This window comes from Thauera sp. 2A1, assembly GCF_009469595.2.
In the GTDB taxonomy this organism is placed as follows: Bacteria; Pseudomonadota; Gammaproteobacteria; order Burkholderiales; family Rhodocyclaceae; genus Thauera.
On record NZ_SSXV01000034.1, the window covers coordinates 24,500 to 39,351 of the forward strand.

Annotated in this window: 16 protein-coding genes and 1 tRNA gene; 9 read left to right on the forward strand and 8 right to left on the reverse strand. The window is 65.6% G+C overall.

Features of this window, described 5'->3' with window-relative positions:
* Positions 1-2: 2 nt before the first annotated feature.
* Together GH664_RS21125 and tadA are read right to left on the reverse strand one after the other, a co-directional pair.
* Positions 3-482 (reverse strand): L,D-transpeptidase, encoded by a 480-nt coding sequence (locus GH664_RS21125; RefSeq protein ID WP_153170094.1) that lies wholly within the window; start codon positions 480-482, stop codon positions 3-5.
* Between the two features lie 14 nt (positions 483-496).
* Positions 497-961 carry a tRNA adenosine(34) deaminase TadA gene (gene tadA / locus GH664_RS21130; protein ID WP_153170111.1) on the reverse strand — a complete coding sequence of 155 codons (465 nt, stop codon included), beginning with the start codon at positions 959-961 and terminating at the stop codon, positions 497-499.
* Between the two features lie 301 nt (positions 962-1,262).
* On the opposite strand from tadA, the gene GH664_RS21135 reads away from it, so the two are divergent.
* Entirely contained in the window at positions 1,263-2,123 is an 861-nt protein-coding gene (locus GH664_RS21135; RefSeq protein WP_153170095.1) for an HDOD domain-containing protein, read from the forward strand.
* A 25-nt stretch (positions 2,124-2,148) separates the two neighbouring features.
* Here the strand turns inward: GH664_RS21135 and GH664_RS21140 are convergent, their stop codons facing one another.
* Positions 2,149-4,068: a potassium transporter Kup gene (locus tag GH664_RS21140; protein ID WP_153170096.1), complete on the reverse strand. Its 1,920-nt coding sequence runs from the start codon at positions 4,066-4,068 to the stop codon at positions 2,149-2,151.
* Positions 4,069-4,165: 97 nt separating this feature from the next.
* A complete protein-coding gene (locus GH664_RS21145) occupies positions 4,166-5,122 on the reverse strand; it encodes an alpha/beta hydrolase (RefSeq protein ID WP_153170097.1) in 957 nt (318 codons plus the stop codon).
* A 187-nt stretch (positions 5,123-5,309) separates the two neighbouring features.
* Between GH664_RS21145 and ppk2 the strand changes: the two genes are divergently transcribed.
* From ppk2 to GH664_RS21175, 6 genes are all read left to right on the forward strand, one after another.
* On the forward strand, positions 5,310-6,497 hold the full coding sequence (ppk2, locus tag GH664_RS21150; RefSeq protein WP_153170098.1) for a polyphosphate kinase 2: 1,188 nt from the start codon (positions 5,310-5,312) through the stop codon (positions 6,495-6,497).
* Between the two features lie 133 nt (positions 6,498-6,630).
* Positions 6,631-6,975: a PepSY domain-containing protein gene (locus GH664_RS21155; protein ID WP_153170099.1), complete on the forward strand. Its 345-nt coding sequence runs from the start codon at positions 6,631-6,633 to the stop codon at positions 6,973-6,975.
* A 3-nt stretch (positions 6,976-6,978) separates the two neighbouring features.
* Positions 6,979-7,644 (forward strand): response regulator transcription factor, encoded by a 666-nt coding sequence (locus tag GH664_RS21160; RefSeq protein WP_153170100.1) that lies wholly within the window; start codon positions 6,979-6,981, stop codon positions 7,642-7,644.
* 26 nt (positions 7,645-7,670) lie between these two features.
* A complete protein-coding gene (locus GH664_RS21165; RefSeq protein ID WP_153170101.1) occupies positions 7,671-9,026 on the forward strand; it encodes a sensor histidine kinase in 1,356 nt (451 codons plus the stop codon).
* Positions 9,027-9,217: 191 nt separating this feature from the next.
* On the forward strand, positions 9,218-9,814 hold the full coding sequence (locus GH664_RS21170; RefSeq protein WP_153170102.1) for a Yip1 family protein: 597 nt from the start codon (positions 9,218-9,220) through the stop codon (positions 9,812-9,814).
* Positions 9,815-10,022: 208 nt separating this feature from the next.
* Positions 10,023-10,649, forward strand: coding sequence for a hypothetical protein (locus GH664_RS21175; protein WP_153170103.1), 627 nt, complete (start codon positions 10,023-10,025; stop codon positions 10,647-10,649).
* Positions 10,650-10,725: 76 nt separating this feature from the next.
* Here GH664_RS21175 and GH664_RS21180 read toward each other — a convergent pair whose 3' ends face one another.
* Positions 10,726-11,112, reverse strand: coding sequence for a DUF2237 family protein (locus GH664_RS21180; protein ID WP_153170104.1), 387 nt, complete (start codon positions 11,110-11,112; stop codon positions 10,726-10,728).
* Positions 11,113-11,297: 185 nt separating this feature from the next.
* Here GH664_RS21180 and GH664_RS21185 point away from each other — a divergent pair.
* Positions 11,298-11,388 (forward strand) — tRNA-Ser (locus GH664_RS21185).
* 63 nt (positions 11,389-11,451) lie between these two features.
* The gene (locus tag GH664_RS21190; protein WP_153170105.1) at positions 11,452-11,670 is read left to right on the forward strand and encodes a hypothetical protein; all 219 of its coding nucleotides are present in this window, start codon (positions 11,452-11,454) and stop codon (positions 11,668-11,670) included.
* Positions 11,671-11,847: 177 nt separating this feature from the next.
* On the opposite strand, the gene GH664_RS21195 is transcribed toward GH664_RS21190, so the two are convergent.
* The 3 genes from GH664_RS21195 to GH664_RS21205 form a co-directional block, all read right to left on the reverse strand.
* Complete coding sequence (locus tag GH664_RS21195) at positions 11,848-13,032, reverse strand: multidrug effflux MFS transporter (RefSeq protein ID WP_153170106.1); 1,185 nt, start codon at positions 13,030-13,032, stop codon at positions 11,848-11,850.
* 106 nt (positions 13,033-13,138) lie between these two features.
* Positions 13,139-13,990, reverse strand: coding sequence for an SPFH domain-containing protein (locus GH664_RS21200; RefSeq protein ID WP_153170107.1), 852 nt, complete (start codon positions 13,988-13,990; stop codon positions 13,139-13,141).
* A 27-nt stretch (positions 13,991-14,017) separates the two neighbouring features.
* Positions 14,018-14,461, reverse strand: coding sequence for an NfeD family protein (locus GH664_RS21205; RefSeq protein WP_153170108.1), 444 nt, complete (start codon positions 14,459-14,461; stop codon positions 14,018-14,020).
* Positions 14,462-14,852 lie beyond the last annotated feature (391 nt).

The window sequence follows — 14,852 nt, forward strand, 5'->3', positions numbered from 1 at the left end:
TTTCATTCCACGATCTCCACCGACGTGCCGGCAGGCACCAGGTCATAAAGCTCGATCACATCGCGATTGCGCATGCGGATGCAGCCGTGTGATCGCGGCACGCCCATCGGCTGGTCGTCGCCCGTGCCATGGATGTAGATATAGCGGCGCATCGTATCGACTCCGCCGAGCCTGTTGCGCCCCGGTTCCTCGCCGCATAGCCACAGGATTCGGCTCAGGATCCAGTCTCGCCCCGGATGCTCGGCCGCAAATCCATCGGTCCACCGCTCACCCGTCGGGCGGCGCCCGCGAAATACCGTGCCGACCGCTGCGCCGGCGCCAATCTTCGCCCGGATGCGATGCCGGCCGCGCGGCGTGCAGCCGCTGCCCTCCACCTCCCCGGCACCATTCAGCGCGCTCGAGATGAAGTAACGTCGGATGCAGGCACCATCGGCGGCGTGGAGCTGCAGCGTCTGCCGGCCGAGATCGATGCGGATGTGCATGCTGCCCGCCGCCTTCAAGCCGTCAACGTCCGGCGGCGGCGGCTGGCAAAAAAGTTCGACAGCAGGCTGCCGCACTCCTCGCCCAGCACACCCCCGCTGACTTCCGCATGGTGGTTCAGGCGCTCCTCGGCGAAGAGGTCGATCACGCTGCCGGCCACGCCCGTCTTCGGGTCGCGCGCCCCGAACACCACCCGCGCGACGCGCGCATGCATGATCGCCCCGGCGCACATCGCGCAGGGCTCCAGGGTCACGTAAAGCTCGCAGCCGGGCAGCCGGTAGTTGCCCAGCCGCGCCGCCGCGTCCCGCAGCGCCATGATCTCGGCATGCGCGGTCGGATCGTGGCGACCGATCGGCTGGTTGAAACCGTAGCCGACGATCTCGCCGTCGAGCACGACCACCGCGCCCACCGGCACCTCGTCGCAGGCTCCCGCCTCGCGCGCCTGATCAAGCGCCGCGCGCATGTAGTCCTCGTCGTTCATTCCTTCGTCTTTCACTCTGGTTGCGATCGGGCAGGCCTGGCTTCGTGCTTTCGCGACGTCGTGGCAGCCTTGATGGACCCGCCCACGAGCGCCCATCCCGGCCGGACCGCACCTTAGCACTGTCGCTCCGCAGCGCCCAGATCCGCCAGCCCAACCCTTTCAATGCCCCATAGTCGACTGCGCCCCCACCTGCCGCGCTGCGTGCCGCGGTCCAGCGACACGCGAAGGATGTGACGTGCCGTATTCGGCGGCAATCCCGAGAGGTTAAACTAGCGGCCACTTCTCATGCGACAGCTTCTTCATGGACGAATTCGCGCAGCAACTGGCCGCCTTCAAGGCGCAGATCGAACAGGAACTCCAGGACGGGCGGCTTAGCTTCCCGACCGTGCTCGAGCTCTCGATGCGCATCAAGCAGCTCGCCGACGATCCCAATTCGTCGCTCGGTGACATCGCCACCGCAGTCCGCGCCGAACCCTTGCTCAGTGCCAAGATCCTGCGCATGGCCAACACGGTTCAGCTCAATCCGTACCAGGCACAGATCGCCACCGTCAACGACGCGGTGACGCGTGTCGGACTGGCGGCGCTGCGCTGTCTCGCCTATGCGGTAGCCGCCGAACAACTGGCCAAGGACCATCGCTCCAGTCGCATGCGGTTGATCGCCTCGGGCCTGTGGCTGCATAGCGTGGACGTGGCCTGCTGGTCCTACGCGCTGTCCGCGCAACTCAAGGTCGCCAACCCCGACAGCGCGCTACTTGCCGGCCTGATGCGGACCATCGGGCAGTTCTACCTGCTTGCGCGGGCGGCGGATTATCCCGCCCTCGAGGGAGACATCAACCGCTTTGCGGAGTTCGTCGCAACCTGGGGCAGCGCCGTTGGTCACGCCTTGATGGATGCCTTCGACCTGCCCGAGACCATCGTCGAGGCCTTCGACGACGCAGAACTGTTCGGAGACGTCTGGCCGCCTACCAACCTCAGCGACGTGCTGTTCATTGCCTCGCTGGCAGCGGAAACGCCCAATCCCTTCGACACCATGCTCGGCTCGACACGCCGTCCCGATCTGCTGAGCATCTGCACCGGCGGCGTCGATCGCAGCGAATTCGAACCGGTGATCGAAGCAGCGCGGGTCACCAAGCAGGAAATGCTGGCGGCGGTCAGTGGATGACTGAGCTTGCAGCCCGCAGCGCGGGCTACAGCTCGACCTGGGTTCCCATCTCGACGACGCGGTTCGGCGGAATGCGGAAATAATCCGCAGCGCTCCCGGCGTTGCGGAACATCACGATGAAGAGCCGCTCGCGCCATCGCGCCATCCCGGACCCGACGCGCGATACCAGTGTCTCGCGCCCGAGGAAGAACGACGTTTCCATGGGTTTGTAGCGCAAACCCTTCGCCTCGCACAATTGCAACGCGGCAGGGATGTCCGGCTCATCCTTGAAGCCATAGCGGATGCGAACCTGGAAGAAGCCGAAATCCAGTTCGGTCACCTGCACGCGCTCCGCTTCCGCTACATAGGGCACGTCGGCAGTATCGACCTTCACCAGCAGCACGCGCTCGTGCAGCACCTTGTTGTGCAACAGGTTGTGCAGCAGCGCGCGCGGCACACCGTCGATCCAGGTTGTCATGAAGACCGCCGTCCCGGCGACGCGAGGCGGTGGTTCGTGGAACATCGAGCGGATGAACACCTCCAGCGGGATCGTGTCGCTGCGGACGCGCTCGTTGAGGATCGTGCGGCCGCGCTTCCAAGTGGTGAGCAGCGTGAAGATGGCCGCGCCTATCATCAGCGGAAACCAGCCCCCCGCGAGGACCTTGATCAGGTTGGCGGAAAAGAACGCGACATCGACGGTCACGAAGATGGCGAGGAACAGCATCGAAGGGACCGCTCCCCATTTCCACAACCCGCGTACCACGACAAAGGCGAGCACGGTGTCGATCATCATCGTCAGCGTGACGGCAATCCCATACGCCGAGGCAAGCGCGCTGGAGGACTGGAAGCCCACCACCAGCGCGACGACCGCGCCGAGCAGCATGAAGTTGATTCCGGGCACATAGATCTGGCCGATCTCCCGCTCGGACGTGTGCAAGGTACGCATCCGCGGCGCATAACCGAGCTGCATTGCCTGATGGGTGAGCGAAAAGGCGCCGGAAATCACCGCCTGGCTGGCGATGATGGTGGCCAACGTGGACAGACCGACCATCGGATAGAGCAGCGGATCCGGAACCAGCATGTAGAACGGATTGCTGACGTTGTCGGCGTGGTCGAGGATCAGCGCCCCTTGTCCGAGGTAATTCACGTACAGGGCCGGGAAGACGAACAGGAACCAGCCCAACTTGATGGGCCGCCTGCCGAAGTGCCCCATGTCCGCGTAGAGGGCTTCTCCGCCGGTGATCGCCAGCACGACGGCACCCAGCGCCAGCCAGCCCAGCAGCGGGCGCTCGCCGAGGAAACCGAAAGCCCATGCCGGATTGAGCGCCCGCAGGATCTCGGGATGGAGCATGATGCCGCTGACACCGAGCGCCGCCAGCACGCAGAACCAGCACAACATCACCGGGCCGAAGATCGCCCCCACGCTGGCCGTGCCGCGCCGCTGCATCAGAAAGAGCGCGATCAGCACCACCAGCGCAACCGGAATGACGAAGGGACGAAACGCCGGCGTCGCCACTTCCAGCCCCTCCACCGCCGACAGCACGGAGATGGCGGGCGTGATCATTCCGTCACCGTAGAACAGCGCCGCACCGAACACCCCCAGCACCGACAGCAGCCACGCCCTGCGGCCCGGCTCGACCACCCGCAAGGCCAGGGACATCAGCGCCATGATGCCGCCCTCGCCACGGTTGTCTGCACGCGTGATGAACATCACGTACTTCGCCGAGACGACCAGCATCAGCGCCCAGAAGATGAGCGAGAGGATGCCGTATACATTCGCCTGGGTGACAGGAACCGCATGCGGTCCGTTGAACACTTCCTTCAAGGTGTACAACGGACTCGTGCCGATGTCGCCATACACCACCCCGATCGCTGAAACCACGAGGCCGACGATGCCCCCCTTGTGCTCATGGGCCTGGTCTGCACCCTGTTCAGGGGGCACTTGTGCCACGGTCGGTGTGTGCATGATGCATTCTTCCGATGGTTCGCGATGCTGCTCACGGCTTGCGCCATGCGATGGGCGCCCTCAGCGGCCGGGCCGGCCGCGCCGAGGGCACCTCATTCTACGCTGGGCGCGCAGCCTTCAACCGCTCGCCCAGCGCACGTGCCGCTCGCGCAACACTGCTGCGCGCCTCCGGAAAGCATTTGCCGAGGGTGAAATAGCCATGGATCACCCCGGCCACCTCCTCGTAGACGACCTCTCCACCTTCGGCCCGGACACGCTCGGCGAATGCCGCACAGTCATCCACCAAGGGGTCGAATTCGGCGCTCAGCAGCAGCATGGGGGGCAGACCGGCCACGGATGCGGCGCGCATCGGGGAGGCACGCCAGTCCTCTGTGCTGCCGCAGGGCAGATAGTGTCCGAAGAACCAGTCCAGCGTGCCGCGATCCAGGAAATACCCATCGGCGTAGCGGCTACGGGAAGGCCGCTCGCTGACGATCTCGGTGCTGGGATAAATCAGCAGCAGGAAGCCCGGCTGAGGTCCCGCCTCGTCCCTCAGCGCGAGCGCCGTCACCAGCGACAGGTTGCCGCCGGCGCTGTCGCCTCCAAGGGCGAGGCGGGTCGCGTCGACACCCAGCAACTCCGCCTGCGCCTGAACCCAGTCGAAGGCAAGTCGCGCATCATCGCTCGCCGCCGGGAAGGGATGCTCGGGCGCGAGGCGGTATTCGACCGACAGCACCGCGCAACCGGACTGATTGCTCAGTTCGCGGCAGAGGACATCGTGGCTGGCCACATCGCCCACGCACCAGCCACCCCCGTGGAACCAGATCAGCGCCGGCAGCGGCTCGGCGGCATGGCTTTGCAGCGGACGATAGAGGCGCGCGAGCATGGTCGAGCCATCGGGCCGCGGGATCGGCACCTCGATCGTCGAGGCGACCGCAGGCCCTTCGCCGCGGAAGGCGTAGTGCAGCTTCTGGAATGAGCGACGCGCCTGATCGACGGACAGGTCATGAAAACGCGGCGCGCCCACGCGGTAAGCCATGTCGAGCAGGGATCGGGCTTCTGGAGTGAGAGGCATGGCATTCTTCAGGCCGTCGCGCCGGCCCGCGGGTGTCGATGAACGGGGGCGCATTCTACCCGCTGGCCGATGCAGGTCGACTCCGAGTGGCGCGACCGCAGCACACCGCCATCGGGTGGCGACCGGATTACAATCCTCATGAAGCACGGATCGAACAGCACCCCCAACCGCATCAGGAGAAGATTCAATGGCGACGCCAAGGAAGTCCACTCCCGCCCACAGCGCCGGCTCCGCGCCCACTGCGACGGATTCTGAACTCATTGCAGGCGGGGCCGTGCAGCCACGCCGGGTGGGCGCGGGAGACACCGCGCCCGAATTCACTCCGCCCGCGATCGAACGTTTCGAAATCGAACAGGCCATCTCCGCAGCGACCGATTCGCAAATCACGGCGGTGACCGACATACTGCAATCGGACAGGCGCGATATCGGCGCAATCAGGAAGTCACTCGAGGCGATCCTCGCCGGCTCGTCGCCGGACGATATCGCCGCGCTGCGCGAGTCGCTGTTCCGGGAGGCTCCTGTGGTGGTGGCGAAGCGTCCGGTCAGCCCGGACGACGAGTTGTCCGACGACTGGCGCAGCGGCGGCTACCCGTACCGGAACCTGATGTCGCGCAAGAACTATGAAAAGGAGAAATACCGGCTGCAGGTGGAATTGCTCAAGTTACAGGCCTGGGTAAAGGAAACCGGCCAGCGCGTCGTCATCCTGTTCGAGGGCCGCGACGCTGCTGGCAAGGGCGGCACCATCAAGCGCGTCATGGAACACCTGAACCCGCGCGGTGCTCGCGTGGTCGCGCTGGAAAAGCCGACGGAGACCGAGCGCGGCCAGTGGTACTTCCAGCGCTACATCCAGCATCTGCCGACTGCCGGCGAGATCGTGCTCTTCGACCGCTCCTGGTACAACCGGGCGGGGGTCGAGCGGGTCATGGGGTTCTGCACGGCGGACGAGTACGCAGAGTTCATGCGCCAGGCGCCCGAATTCGAGCGCAATCTGGTGCGCAGCGGCATCCATCTGATCAAGTTCTGGTTCTCGGTGAGCCGAGAGGAACAACGCCGTCGCTTCAAGGAGCGCGAGGTCCATCCGCTGAAGCAATGGAAGCTGTCGCCCATCGACCTCGCCTCCCTCGACAAGTGGGACGACTACACGAAGGCGAAGGAAGCGATGTTCTTCTACACTGACACTGCCGACGCGCCGTGGACGGTGGTGAAGTCCGATTGCAAGAAGCGTGCGCGCCTCAATGCCTTGCGCTATGTGCTGCACAAGCTGCCGTATGCCAACAAGAGCCTTGAGCGGATCGGCCCGCTGGACCCGTTGATCGTGGGCCGCGCCAACGTGGTTTATGAGCGCGGCGAAAAGGACAATGTCGCCCTGTTATGACGCGCATGATGCGTCTTCATCCCGCGCGCCCGAAACTCCTTCTTCTGGCGGGCGGCTTTCAGGCAGGGTTCAGGTGCCCTGTTTCATAGTGCGCTCCGTCCACCCTCTGGTGGCGTCTTACAGGAGCCAGTCCATGAAAGCCCGTCCTGCCTTCTCCACCTTCCCCATCAAGTTGTCTTCGGTCCTCTTCGCCCTTGTCGTCGGAGTGGCTTGGGTCACCGCGCTGCCGGCCCGGGCTGACGACAGGCCGCGCGCCGACGACGTCCGCAAGTTGCGCGAAGAAGGCAAGATCCTGCCGATGGAGGAGATCCTTGCCCGCAGTCGTACCGCGCAGCCCGGCCAGGTGGTCGAAGTCGAGCTCGAACGCGGAGGCAACCGCTACACGTACGAGGTCAAGCTCATCGACGACGCCAACCGCGTACACAAGCTCGAGCTTGACGCCGCCACCGGCGAAGTGCTGAGCCGCAAGACGAGATAAGCCATGCGCCTGCTGCTTGTCGAAGATGATGCCGTGCTGGGCGACAGGCTGCGAAATCGGCTCGCACAGGAAGGGTATGCCGTCGATCTCGTCGCCGACGGGATCGACGCCGCCCACCTGGGCGGCACCGAGCCTTACGATGCGGTGATCCTCGACCTCGGCCTGCCGCGCAAGCCGGGCCTTGCGGTACTGCGCGACTGGCGCGCCGCCGCCAATACCGTCCCCGTGCTCATCCTCACCGCACGCGACGGCTGGGCCGAACGCGTCGAGGGTTTGCAGGCGGGCGCCGACGACTACCTCGGCAAACCTTTTCACGCCGAAGAACTGCTGGCACGCATACAGGCCCTGCTGCGGCGGGCCGCGCCGGTGAATGCGCCCGAACTGCGCGTGGGCGGATGGCGGCTGGACGAGGCGCGCCAGTGCCTCGTCGACGAACACGGGCGCGAGCAGGCGCTGACCGGCACGGAGTTTCGTCTGCTGCGTTACTTCATGCGCCATCCCGGCGAAGTGCTGTCCAAGACGCGGCTTGCCGAGCACGTGTATGACTACGACAGCGAGCGCGACAGCAACGTGATCGAAGTGTACGTGAAGCGCTTGCGGTCCCTGCTCGGGCACGACTGCATCGAGACGCGTCGCGGCCAGGGTTACCTGCTGCGCCGGGATACCTGACGCCGAACGGGCAAGCGACTGACACCATGAACTCCCTGCTGCGTCGCCTCTCCCTGTCGCTTGCGATCGTCCTCTTGATCGCCGGCGCAGCGCTTGCACTGGGACTGCAGGGTTTCCCCCGCACACTGGTCGAAGAGTACGTGGCATCGCGACTGCGCCATGACGCCGATCAGCTCCTTGTGCGTGCGATCGAGGCCCCTGCCGGGTCAGGCGCTCTCGAGGCGGCCCTCAGCGGCGCGACGGGGCCGGCCTACGAGTTGCCGCTTTCCGGGCATTACTACCTCGTTCGAAGGGGTGATCAGGTGCTCCGGTCGCGCTCCATGTGGGACGCCGATGTGCCACTGCCACCTTCGCCCGCGAGCAACGAGGAATCCATCTCGCACCTTCCCGGCCCGGCGGGGCAACGCCTGCTCGCGTTGGCGGGCCATTACCCGGGCGATGCCCAGGGCCAGGACATCGACATCACGGTGGCCGAGGACATCACGACCATCGACGATGCCATCGCAGCCTTTCGCGCTCGCATGCTCGGCGGGGTCGGCGTGGCGCTCGTCCTGCTGCTGGCCCTGCAACGCAGGATGCTGGTGCGCGGCCTTGCCCCTCTGGGCGATGCGGTGGACGCGTGCCGCCGTATGGAGAGGGGTGAGGCCACCACGCTGGACGGCGAGGCGCCGGTCGAGGTCCAGCCGATGATCGATGCGGTGAACCGGCTTGCCCACCATCACACCCAACGCCTGGGCCGCATCCGCCACGCAGCAGGAAACCTCTCGCACGCGCTGAAGACCCCGCTCGCGGTGCTCGCCCAGACGGCAGAGGAAATCGAGGCGCGCGGAGACATCGCCCATGCCGAAGCGCTGTACGCCCAGATCGACACGATGCGTTCGACGATCGAACGGGAGCTTCATCGTGCGCGTCTGGCGGGCGCCGGGCCGACGCGGGAATATTTCGATGCCCGCAGCCAACTGGGCGCGCTTGCCGAGGCATTGCACCGCCTGCATGCCGACAAGCGCATCACCATCGAACTCGACGTGCCGGACTGCCGCTTCCCGGTGGATCGGGAGGACATGCTGGAACTGTTCGGCAACCTCCTGGACAACGCGTGCAAATGGGCGCACCACCACGTTCGCGTATCGATCGACGCCAGCGTGGCACCCGGCGAACTTGCCTGTCACATCGATGACGACGGTCCGGGCGTCGCGGAAGAGATGCGTCAGCGGCTCGGCACTGCCGGCCTGCGCAGCGACGAGAGTCGGCCGGGCCACGGCCTCGGGCTGGCGATCGTCGGCGACATCGTCGCGCAGTATGAGGGCAGCGTGCATTACAGCCGCGCACCCGCCCTCGGCGGCCTGCGCGTCAGCGTGCGACTCCCCGTCGCCTCCCACTGAATCACGCATCGACCGAATTGTCGGCGACGCGCGGGCACCGAAACGGCGCACGCTTGTCTACCTTGTCGTCGGAGATTTGCCCTCGAGGGATCCGTACAGGCTCGCCCGTGCGGGCTCCGGGTTCAGGCGGATCTCCGGCGCCAACAATGGGGGGCGAAGACAGGGGATGAATCCGGGTCGAGGAGACGATCATGACCCTGCATGACCTTCCGAAGATGTTCTACTCGTATTCCGAGGGCTGGTCCGAACTCCAGCGCATCCATCCGACGGTTGCGTGGCTGTTCGTTCTATATGTGATGCCGCTGTCGCTGCTGGCGCCGGCGATGGTGACCTATTCCATGGAGGTGTCACCGGGCGCGGTGTTTCCGCAGCTCGTGCCGGCATTGAGCGCGTCCGAAGCCTTTGCGGCCGCCGTCGCCCTGTATGTAGCGCAACTGCTGATGGTGTTTCTGATGGCCTCCATCATCCAGGACATGGGCGAACTCGTGGATGCCAGCCCTGGCTTCCATGACGCTTTCATGCTTGCCGCCATCGCACCGACACCGTTGTGGCTGTCCTCGCTGGCACTGTTCGTGCCGTCGGCCTGGGTTGTCGGTGTAGTCGTGGCGGTGGCCTGGCTGGGATCGGCTGCGCTGATCTTCCATGGCGTCTGCCCGCTGTTCGGCATTACCGACCACGGCAAGGGGCGGCTGATGGGCTCCTTCGTGCTGGCACTGGGGGTCGTCGCATGGCTCGCGCTTCTCGTGGTGCTTGCGTTGATGCTCAGCATCATCGTCGGCCTGCGCTGACGCCTGCGGCAGCCGTTGCGGAGCGGCTTGCGACCGATGGTCGAGGCGCCCCGGTCTCTTTCTGCCAGCCGTTGTGCAATCCATCATGCGGGGTGCGGGAAAAATGCATCGACAGCGTGGCCACCTCCAACCTCGCAGCGGGCGCGCGTAACATGCATGCATGAACTTCGCTCCGCTCCTGGAGCCCTTTCGCAGGGAGGATGGAATCATGTCGCGATCCAGATTGGCTCGACGCGGTGTGCTGGCATTGGCGTTGTCGGGCCTGCTCGCCAGCGCTCCCGCGCTGGCCGAAAAGCCCGATTTCGCCGGTGGCGGAAAGGGCGGGAAACCGGAACAACATGAGAAGCACGACAAGCGTGATGCGGGTGCGCCCCGTGAGAAGGGCAATCGTGATGTCCGCAACCACCGCGACGCCGACAATGGCCGGAACCCAGGGCGCCCCGATGATCGCGGCGTCAGGGACCGCGACGATCGTACCGATCGCGACCAACGCGACCGGCGGCGCGAAAGTGTTCGCGAACACCGGTATTTCGAGGATCGTCAGCGCGTCGTCGTACGGAACTACTACGCTGAGGAATTCCGCCGCGGACACTGCCCCCCGGGGCTGGCCAAGAAGCGCAATGGCTGCATGCCGCCGGGCCTCGCCAAACGGTGGCGCATCGGCGAGCGCCTGCCACGGGACGTGGTCTACTACGACCTGCCCTCCGCACTGCTGCTGGAGCTTGGCCACGCGCCCACCATGCACAAATACGTGCGCGTCGGCGCAGACATCCTGCTCATCGCGCTCGGCACCGGCCTGGTGGTAGACGCCCTAGAGGATCTGAGCGGCATGTAGCGGATCATCACATGGACCACGGCGCCGCGCCACCCGGATCTACGCCAGCCGCGGCGGGCGGCCCAGGCGTCCCTGCTCAGGACGCCGGCCCCAGCGGCGCGCCATGGGCATGCGCCTTGAGCGTATCGAGATCGACGAGGCGCAGCGTCAGTTCGTTGGTCGCCTCCAGCACGACCGGGGGAGCGACGCCCGCTCCCAGCGCCTCCTTCCAGCGCAGCGCACACAAACACCAGCGGTCGCCCGGCTTCAGGCCGGCAAAGCGATACTCCGGACGCGGGGTCGACAGGTCGTTGCCCGCGCGTTTCGAAAAGGCCAGGAACTCTGCCGTCACGCGCACGCACACCAGATGGCGCCCCAGATCCTCCGGCCCGGTCTCACAGCACCCGGTGCGGTAGAAGCCGGTCAACGGTGCATAACTGCAGGCAAGCAGCAGCCCGCCAAGGACGTTGCGTTGTTCACTCATGTTGTTCTCGTTCGACTACCGGAGCCCAGCCAAGGCTTCCCTCCGCTGGGCACCATATTCACTCCGGACCGCGGCCGATGTAGCGACGCTCCCTCCTCCATACCGAATCCTGCCGCACAGCCGCAAAAACACGCCGGCGGGACTTCCCCCTCCATTCCTTTGCCGCTAGAATGCGCGGCTTCCACGGAGAGGTGGATGAGTGGTTTAAGTCGCACGCCTGGAAAGCGTGTTTGGGATAATATCCCAACGCGGGTTCGAATCCCGCCCTCTCCGCCAGAACATCCAGAAAGCCCGCCAAATGCACATTTGCCGGGCTTTCGGCTTTTGCGGGGCACCAAGATGAGAGACGAGTCGATCTGGAAGATGCGCGTCGACAACCTGAAGCGGCATGCCCACGCCAATCAATGGGGTCGCGACCTCGTGCGTCAGTGGGCGGCCGAAGGCTTGATGGACGAGGACCCGGAGATCCAGATGCTGCTGGCGCAATGGCCCGAGCGTTACAAGGATCTGCCGGCAGACGCCTGGCCCGCGGCCCTGCTGCCGGAACCGCGCGGCTGAGCCTGCGCAAAAGAAAGCCCGAGCGCGCTTGGGCCCGGGCCGGAATCCACACGTAGGGAGGAGTCGGCGTGTGGCGGAGACATGCTTCACCTTAGACCAGCGGTTTGTGCGGCGCAATACGCTTTTTGCGACGGCTCGCTTTCTGCGACGGCTGCCGATCGGGTGCGCCCCAGCCGCTCAGTGCAGACGCCCTTGGCCAGGAGCGCGCAGCGCAAGGAGGGAAAGGGCGAGAAACAGGCCCGTACCGAGTGCGAGCGTAAGCGTGCTGCCCCACAGCATGGGGGCAAGCACCCCGGCAACCAGCGAGTTCACGCCCGTCTGCATGAAGCTCTGGCAACTGGAGGCAAGCCCGCGTCGCTCGGGGAAAAGATCGAGCCCGAAGAGCGACATGCTAGGCGCCGCCAACGCCATGCCCAGGGTGTAGATCGGGATGGCGATCATCGACCAGGGCAACCCCGGCGGCCGCATCAGCGCGAGCCCCACGTTCAGCAAGACGGCGAACATCATGATCCCGAAACCCATCGCGATCGCGCGCCGCGGCGCCCAACGGCCTGCCACCCTGCCCGACAGCATGGATCCGAGCATCATGCCGCCGACTGCCGGCACGAACAGCCAGCCGAAATCGCTGGCGCCGAGGCCGAGGTGGGTCATGACGAAGACCGGCGCCGCCAGCACATAGATGAAGAACCCGGAAAAATTCAGCGCTATCGCGAGGCCGAGGCGTACGAAGGCACGATCGGTCAGAACCTCGACGTAAGCGCGCAGCAGGCCCACCGGATGTAGTGGCTGTCGCGCTTCGGGCGCCAGCGTCTCCGGCAGGAAGAACCAGCACAGCACGAACAGCGCCAGGCCGAACAGCATGAGGAACACGAAGATGCTGCGCCATCCACCCGCCTGCAGCATCCAGGCGCCCAGCATTGGCGCGATGGCAGGCGCGACGGCGAAGATCACCATCACCCGCGACAGTTGTCTTTGCGCATGCGCACCCTCATGCAGGTCGCGGATCACCGCGCGGCCCACCACCATTCCCGCGCCACCGCACAAGCCTTGCAGGACGCGCCCCGCCCACAGCCACTCCACCGATGGCGCAACGGCGCACAAGGCGGAGGCCAGCGCAAACACGGCCGTGGACACCAGCAGCACCGAGCGCCGACCAAAGCGGTCGGCGAGCGCGCCATGCCACAACACCATGCAGGCGAAGGCCAGCAGGTAGGCAGTGAGCGTCTGCTGCACCTGCAGTTGCGACGCGCCGAGCGACTCAGCCATCGCCGGGAATGCGGGCAGATAGGCATCGATGGAAAACGGACCCATCGCACTGAGCGCAGCGATCAGGAAAGCCAGAAGCGGATGGGCGGAAGGCATCGCGAAAACATCAAAAGATCGGCGGCACACTGGTGCGGCGCATGGATGAGCGCCGGCGCGTCCAGCGCGCGAGGCAGGTCAGGAGCAGCCGCGCGCGCGGCGAGGATCAAGCGCGGCCGATCAGGCCCTTGAGCGCGTTCTGCAGGTCGGCCGGCAACACGACCACCTTCGAACCGTCTGCCTGACCCAGGGCCTGCATCGAGGCAATGTATTTCTCGCCCAGCAGGTAGAGCATGGGCGCCGTCTGGTCGCCCACCGCGCTCGTCACGCGCCGGATCGCCTCGGCCGAAGCCTCGGCCAGCATCACCTGTGCGTTGGCGTCGCGCTTGGCGGACTCGAGCCGCGCCTCGGCCTCGAGGATGGCTGCCTGCTTCGCGCCCTCGGCCTTGGTCACTGCCGCCTTGCGCTCCCGCTCCGCGGCGGCTTGCAGTTCCATCGCGCGCTGCATGGACTCGGACGGCTTGATGTCCTGGATCTCCACCGACTTCACGGTAAGGCCCCAGTCCACCGCCTCGTCGGCGATGCTCTCGCGCAGGCGCGCCTTGATCTTGTCGCGCGACGATAGTGCCTCGTCCAGTTCCATTTCGCCGACGATGGAACGCAGCGTCGTCATGATCAGGTTACGGATCGCCTCGGAAAAATCAGTGACGCCATACACGGCCTTCACCGGGTCGGTGACCTTCACGAAGGCGATGGCGTTGGTCAGGATCACCGCGTTGTCGCGGGTGATGACTTCCTGCTCCTGCACATCGAGGATGATGTCCTTCGTGACGAGCTTGTATGCCACGTTGTCGAGATACGGGATCAGGATGTTCAGGCCCGGCCGCAACGTGCTGTGATACTTGCCCAGGCGCTCCACCACCCACTCCTCGCCCTGCGCCACCAGGCGCACACCCTTGGCGATGGTGATCAGCACGAAGACCAGGATCGCGATGGAAATTGCCAGCCCTGCACTCATTGATTCATTCCTGTCCGAAGATCCACATCAGGCCTTCGTCACCCTGACGAAGCTGCCTTCCACCCCCACCACCTTCACCCGCTCGCCCGCGCCGATCGCGCTCTCCGACAGGCAGACCCACTCGTCCGCGCCCAGCACCGGGCGCTGGAAGCGCACCTTGCCATGCTGGAACGGCGCCACCGCGCCAACCAGCAGGCCAACCTCGCCGATCACCGTACCGTCGGCCGTGCCGACCAGCGTCTTGTATCGATCACGCCTGAAGACCCGGAACCACAGCACCACCATGGCAAGCGAAGCGACGATCCACAGTGCGATCTGCACCGTCAGCGACAGTTCGCCGGCAAGCAGCAGCGCCATCGCGACGAGGATTGCACCCAGCCCGAACCAGATCACGAAGAAGGCCGGAATCGCCAGTTCCAGCAGGACGAGCGCAATCCCCGCGATCAACCAGTGCCACCATTCTGGAGTCATCACCCGCCCTCGCCCGCCGCCCCCGGCAACATGTCAGACGAGCCGAGTTTAACAGGCAGCGCGCACGCAAAAATGACAAGACACAGCGGCGAGGTGGAAATGTGCGCGCGACGACTGCGCCACGGCGCCGGCGAGTCGTCGCGATGACGGGGCGCAGCGGGCTCTCGCGTGGAAGCTGGGCTCAGAGCCTGAGAAGCATTTGATTTCCGCAAGCCGAGTAACTGACATGCGATGAGACCCAGTGGCGCGCGATGCGCAGGTGCGGTGGGGTGTTCGAGGCCCAGCCAAGCGTCTGTGAGGGCAGATCCGGGGTCTTCAGGAGGCGGGTTTTCATTTCGGGCACCTCTTATGCCAGCGCTGCGGCGATTTTGGACGCACCGCTACCTCGACC